This is a genomic window from Synechococcus sp. B60.1 (genome assembly GCF_047462555.1).
Taxonomy (GTDB): domain Bacteria; phylum Cyanobacteriota; class Cyanobacteriia; order Thermostichales; family Thermostichaceae; genus Thermostichus.
Genome location: NZ_JANSJN010000058.1, coordinates 2,443 through 7,358, shown reverse-complemented (window position 1 = coordinate 7,358; position 4,916 = coordinate 2,443). Strand labels below are relative to the sequence as shown.

General features: G+C 59.9%; 5 protein-coding genes. 3 read left to right on the top strand and 2 right to left on the bottom strand.

Annotation, left to right across the window (positions count from 1 at the left end):
* Nucleotides 1-643 precede the first annotated feature (643 nt).
* The 3 genes from csaB to NW863_RS07900 all read left to right on the top strand — a co-directional run bounded on the left by csaB (nucleotide 644) and on the right by NW863_RS07900 (nucleotide 3,453).
* Nucleotides 644-1,804 carry a polysaccharide pyruvyl transferase CsaB gene (csaB, locus tag NW863_RS07910; RefSeq protein ID WP_414365683.1) on the top strand — a complete coding sequence of 387 codons (1,161 nt, stop codon included), beginning with the start codon at nucleotides 644-646 and terminating at the stop codon, nucleotides 1,802-1,804.
* Nucleotides 1,805-1,974: 170 nt separating this feature from the next.
* A complete protein-coding gene (locus NW863_RS07905; RefSeq protein WP_414362192.1) occupies nucleotides 1,975-2,559 on the top strand; it encodes a type II CAAX prenyl endopeptidase Rce1 family protein in 585 nt (194 codons plus the stop codon).
* 69 nt (nucleotides 2,560-2,628) lie between these two features.
* The gene (locus tag NW863_RS07900; protein WP_414365682.1) at nucleotides 2,629-3,453 is read left to right on the top strand and encodes an alpha/beta hydrolase; all 825 of its coding nucleotides are present in this window, start codon (nucleotides 2,629-2,631) and stop codon (nucleotides 3,451-3,453) included.
* A 76-nt stretch (nucleotides 3,454-3,529) separates the two neighbouring features.
* Here NW863_RS07900 and NW863_RS07895 read toward each other — a convergent pair whose 3' ends face one another.
* On the bottom strand, nucleotides 3,530-4,588 hold the full coding sequence (locus tag NW863_RS07895; protein WP_414365681.1) for a hypothetical protein: 1,059 nt from the start codon (nucleotides 4,586-4,588) through the stop codon (nucleotides 3,530-3,532).
* A gap of 126 nt (nucleotides 4,589-4,714) precedes the next feature.
* On the bottom strand, nucleotides 4,715-4,916 hold a 202-nt coding region (locus NW863_RS07890), incomplete at its 5' end, for a hypothetical protein (protein WP_414365680.1).

Here is a 4,916-nt window from a genome sequence, read left to right as displayed (position 1 = left end):
ACCAAAAATCTTACTCATTATAGAGCGGTGCTTCTCGGCCTGGCAGGGAGATCCCTCCCACCTCTAGGTGAGCCAAATCCGGGTGAGCGTGGGGGGTTTCCGAGTGCTTTGCCTGCTGGCTGCTGGGATCCCCAGTTCCCCACCAGCCTGGATCTCGACAGGCTGTTTCGCATGTCAGACTGCTACCTGCACCTCTATCGCCGCTATCTCGCCCAAGGAGGGCAGCAAGATTGTCATCGACCTGCGAAAAACTCAGTTAGAACTGCTTACCAGACTTTATCTGCAAAGGGGATCCCTGTCCCACCGCCTTGAGATCTTGCGCCTGCGAGAACACGAAACTGCGGCAAGGAGAGGAAGTATCTGGAGTGTTTCCACATTCCTTCGCGCAAGCCGGCCATAGGCCTTGGAGTTGGGGTTACGGCGTCCCCTGCGATAGAAACCTCATGCTCTGGGCAGCTTGGCAAGCGGGAGCAATCCCATAAGCTGAGAAAGACCCCTTAGCACAGTGCTGCGCGGAAGCAAGCTCTAGCCGTGGGCAGAACATCAAGGAAGACCTGTCCGAGACCATCGGCTGCAAGGGAGATGTCTGCGCCAGCAGCGCTCTGGATCCCGGAAGAAAGCTGTAGGCTGGACTAGGTTCTCGATGCAACGGGCCGAGTTCGACCGAACCTTGACTTCTACCGATTGGGGATCCCGGCGCAACTTGCCTGAGCAAATCGGCTCCAGGCAGGGGCCACAGGTTTTGATCTGCGGCTACTATGGCTACGGCAATGCCGGCGACGAGGCGTTGTTGCTGGCTCTACTGCAGCTGCTGCGGCAGTTGCCCAACCCTGTACAGCCGGTGGTGCTCTCTCCTCGCCCTGCGGAAACGGCTGCCACCTATGGGGTGCTGGCCTGTCCGCGCTTTGACGGCTGGGCTTTGCGGCGCTATCTGGGGCAGTCTCAAGCTTTCATCTGGGGTGGGGGCAGCCTGCTGCAGGATCGCACCAGTTGGCGCAGCCCACTTTACTACCTGGGTCTAATGCTCTGGGCCCAGCGGCGGGGGCTGAAAACTTTGGCCTGGGCCCAGGGGATCGGCCCCTTGCAGCGGGGCTGGATCCGCGAGCTGGCCCGCCGGTCTCTAGCAGGTTGTACGGCCATCAGTGTGCGCGACGCCGTTGCCTCCCAATGGCTGCGAGACTGGGGGATCCCCCATCAGGTGGCCCCAGATCCGGTTTGGGGCCTGCCCGCCAAAACCCTGCCGGAGTGGGAAAGATGGCCTCAGCCCCGCATTGCCGTGGTCTTGCGGCAGCATCCCGAGCTCACTCCAGCGCGACTTGAGACTTTGGCGGAAGGCTTGAGGCGCCTCCAGGTCTCGACGGGGGCCTATCTCCTTTTGCTACCCTTCCAACTGGCTCCTCCTGGCTCCCTTGACCTTGGCCCAGACTACCGCCTAGCGCAACAGCTGCAACAGCGCCTGCCCGGCCACAGCCAGGTGTTGGAGATTCGGGATCCCTGTCTTTTAAAGGGGGTCTTCCGGGGGGTGAGATTGGCAATCGTTATGCGCTACCACGGCTTGGTGATGGCGGCGGCTGAGGGTTGCGCCTGCTTTGGCCTCAGCTACGATCCCAAGGTAAAAACGCTACTCGGGGAATTGGGCATGCCCGGCTGGGATCTCGAGGCGATCCCAGAGGATCCCGAAGCTTTGCACCGGGCTTGGCTGGCTTGCTATGCCGACGGGCCGGCCCTCAGCCCTGACCAAGTGGCTGTTTGGGTGGAGCGATCGGCCCAGCACGCCCAGTTGCTGAGGCAGCACTTGCCTTAAAGGAGAGGGGGGATCCCAAGCTCCTACCCCCTTGACCGAGACAAGGGCGGCGCAAACCCCGCTCTCTAGGGCTGGGGAGAGCATCAACTGAGAGTCTTCCCCGCTGCCAGTGTGGATTCGGGCAGCCGTTCTTGTCGGAATTCGCCCTACGCTGGGAATAGGCTCCTCCCATGAGTGCCAAGATGCAACCCTGTACCCGCCAACAGATCCTGATCGGGATGGGCCTGACCAGCCTGATCCTGGCCCTCATCGCCGGCCTCTGGATCTGGCTGGGATCCCTCCGCGTGCCCTTCCGTTGGGATCCGCTGGCCGTCGCCTGGGGAGCGGCGCTGGGGCTGGGGGTGGCGCTGCTGAGCGGCGGGGCTTACTGGCTTTGGCCGGCCTATCGCCGGGCGGCTTCCGCCTACTTACACCTGGTGGCGGATCCCTTGCAATGGGGAGACGTCTTCTGGGTGGGGGTGCTACCGGGGTGGAGCGAGGAGTGGCTGTTTCGCGGCGTGCTGATGACAGCCCTGGTGGCCAGCCCCTTGGGGTGGACGGGCGGGATCCTCCTGAGCGGGCTCTTGTTTGGGGTTTTACACTGGCTAGAGTGGCAGGGTTGGCCCTATGCCGTTTGGGCCAGTGCCGTAGGTATTCTCCTGGGGATGGGCGTGTGGCTGTCGGGAAACCTGTTGGTAACCATCGTCGCTCATACTTTGGTTAACTGGATTGGAGTTTGCCTTTGGAAAGGTTCTGCCCTGCTAGCCAAATCCTAAGGCGCCCAACGTCGCTGCCCAATCCCTCTCTCCTAGAGGGAGAGGGGCCGGGGGTGAGGGGAAGGAGCAATGAGTAAGCCCTTTCTGGGACTGCGGCTGGGGCCATCCTTGCTGCCCATCAGCCTGGGGGTGTACGGCTACCTGCTCTGGCTGGGCTGGTTTCAATCGGAGCGGCTGATCTTTTTGCCCCGCCCCGCCAGCTACCAGGATGGGGAGGCCATTCTCAAACTCACCACCGCCGATGGCCTGCAGATTTCAGCGGTCTACCTGCCCAATCCCGCAGCCACCTATACCCTCCTCTACAGCCACGGCAACGCCGAGGATCTAGGAGATATCCTGCCGCGCCTGAGGAAGCTGCAGCAGGGGGGGTTTAGCGTCTTGGCCTACGACTACCGCGGCTACGGCACCAGCGAAGGGATCCCTTCCGAGGCCGGTGCCTACAAAGACATTGAAGCGGCCTACGCTTACCTACGAGATCAGGGGATCCCGCCGGGGCGGATTCTGCTTTATGGACGCTCGGTGGGAGGCGGGCCCTCAGTTTACCTAGCAGCCCAAAAGCCAGTGGGGGGCTTGATCCTGGAATCCACCTTTGTAACCGCTTTTCGCGTCCTGACCCGCATCCCGCTGCTGCCTTTTGATCGCTTCGACAACCTCAGCCGCATTGCCCAGATCAATTGCCCGCTGCTGATTTTGCACGGCACTCAGGATCGCTTGATCCCCTTCTGGCATGCCGAAGCCCTTTACCAAGCAGCACGGGATCCCAAGCGTTTGGTGCCCATCGAGGGAGCCGATCACAACAACTTGCTCCAGGTGGCCGGGGAACGCTACCTGCCCATTCTGCACCAATTTGTGACCGAGCTGGTGGAGCCCACCCCTTTCCTGGACACTCCGTAGATCCCAGCAGGTTTGAAGAGCGATAGCCCAACAGCCTGTCCTGCTCTAAAGATAGAGTGGACAAGCGTGAGGATTTTCAAGTGACTTTTTGACCCATCAATTCTTGCAACAGCTTCTGCGCCGTTCCCATATAGCGCAGTACGTCGGGATGATGGCTCCAGATCGGGTCGCTCTCGGGGAAAACCTCCAGCGAGAACATGCCCTGCACGGCTCGCAGATAAGGCAGGAGGAAAGTGTAGCTAGCCGGGCTGAGACGAGAGTGCAAAGCCTCATCCAACAGCTCCAGCATCTGCCGCACCAGTTTCCACTCCACCTTCAGAGGGGGGTACAGCATCACGCAAAGGGGAAACAGCTCCTGCTGCACAGCCACCACGCTGCCTTCCAAGGCACAGAGGCCCAGGTACACCTGAAACATCTCCACATCGCGGATGCTGGAAATCCGCACCTCCAGATCTGTCAAGGGGCCGCTTTCGCAGCGATAGTCCGGGAAACGCTGAGCTACTTCGGCACAGATAAATTCCGCCACACTGGTTACGATGGGCAGCAGTTCCTGAACAGCCAGCAAAGAGGCGGAAGAAGCGTTGTCGCTGGCGTGAACAGCGGCACCCTCGTACATCCTCTGCAGGGGCATGTAGAGGTGGTCGTCCATGACCTTCAAGTAGGGGTGGAAGAGGCTGCGCTCCTGAGGGGATAGAGCTTGCAAGACCATCTGCCCCGTGTAGTGGAATTGCATGCTTAAAAAGCCCAGCACCCGCGGATCCCGTTCGCTGTAGCGGGCCCGCAGGCTGCCACAGAACGGTGCAATCTTTACCGAAAAGCGCACTGGCGAGAGGCCCTCCCCACAACTTTCCGCTGCCTTTTCAAATAACTCGCGGGAGTCCTCGGCAATTTGCCAGGGATCGATCAAGTCCGGATCCAGCCGCTGCCTCGGGATTTCGGCAGCCAAGAGCCGCTCCGTTTTTGCCCAGGCCTGGGAGCTGGCAAAGCGCAGGGATCCCTTCACTTTGTCGGCTAATTGGGTACCCGGCAGCTCGCCCAAGGCCGCCTGTGCCCGCAGCTTGTCTACATATTTTTGGGCCCACAGGGTGGCCAGGCTGTAAGGTGTAACTGCTTCTAGGCTTTCCATCGATCCCATGACCTCAGCAGAGGAGCTAGATTCTGTTGTCTACAATACCCCTAGCACGCCGCCGTTGCAGCCTGTAAGGAAACTACAGAATGTTAAGACTGCCCACAACAATTGTTCACATTAGGAAAGGGCTTCTCACCTTGCGGGCAAGTTGGCGATGATCTTAAAATCTCCTAAAATCCGCTCGGAAAAGTGGAGTTTTTGTGGCAAAATAGACAGCAGACGGATCGAGCGCAAGGATCCGGATCCTGACCTCACCGGACTGAACCCTTTACTGAGGAGAAAGAGTGTATGTCTCTCCGACTTGGCGATACGGCTCCCAATTTTACGCAAAAGT